The sequence below is a fragment of the Oleiphilus sp. HI0080 genome (genome assembly GCF_001635135.1).
Genome location: NZ_LWFU01001042.1, coordinates 1 through 970 on the forward strand (window position 1 = coordinate 1; position 970 = coordinate 970).

The window sequence follows — 970 nt, forward strand, 5'->3', positions numbered from 1 at the left end:
GCTTTATGAAGCGATTAACAGAGCCCAAGATGTGACCAAAAAAGGTGTTGAAGAAGCGGAAAAGGGCGTGGAAGGAGTTGATCGCATGCGTGAGTCGCGCGAAAGCATCGATGATCAACTCAAAGAAATAAAAGATATGAACACAACTGTGGCAGCAGCTGCTGTTGAACAGCTTGCCGTTTCTGAGGAGGTTGCCAACCGGATCCAGGAAATCAGTACGCTTTCTATGGAGAACTTGGATGTGGCGGCGCAAAGTGACGCGGAATCGGGATCAGTTGAGAAGCTTGCTTTCGAGATGCAAGCATATATCGAAAAATTTAAGAGTTAGGCGTTTCAACGGGCGCTTCTTTTCGCTGTCGCCGGGCTTTGGGTTTTAAGCCAGCGGTCAATGATCGGTAAGAACCCGGCGTAGTTCCCTTTGTAGGTTTCGTGGTGCCGGTCATGAAACTCCGGGCCATGATAGAACGGCACTAGCCGCATCGGGTTCCACTTAAAGCTGTAGCCTAGATGTCCGTCAACCGCTTCCATCTGTCGCCATATGAACCATGCGTACACCACATAAATATGGCTTGAGAGCAGTATTGGGCCAATCAGTGCAATGCCGGCAGTTAATGCTAGCTCAACCCAGTGAAAGTAGTTACCAGCCAATGCATAAGGTGTTCTAACCTGATGATGTACAGAATGCACATTCTTTAGCAGCCACTTATTTTCATGCATCGTTCGGTGCATCCAGTAGTACAGAAAATCATCCAAGACGATAAAAAAAGCAATTTGCCAGACAAAGGTTGTCCAGTGAGGCACTTCGCCTGCGTGAATGCCAGTTAGACGAGCTAAGGGCCAGGCCAGTACAAGCAGCGTGAATACTAATAGGGAGTTGAAAACGATCAACGTGATGTTTTTGCCTAAGAACGTGCTGACTTCAAAATCTTTGTTTTGCACCCGATGAGGTTTGGCCCACTCAGGATCTAAC

At 47.7% G+C, this 970-nt stretch carries 2 protein-coding genes; one reads left to right on the forward strand and one right to left on the reverse strand.

The window, feature by feature from the left end:
* The coding region (locus A3751_RS19480) for a hypothetical protein (RefSeq protein WP_231876939.1) at positions 1 to 328 on the forward strand (328 nt) is incomplete at its 5' end.
* 5 nt (positions 329 to 333) lie between these two features.
* On the opposite strand, the gene A3751_RS19485 is transcribed toward A3751_RS19480, so the two are convergent.
* The coding region (locus A3751_RS19485) for a sterol desaturase family protein (protein ID WP_156492652.1) at positions 334 to 970 on the reverse strand (637 nt) is incomplete at its 5' end.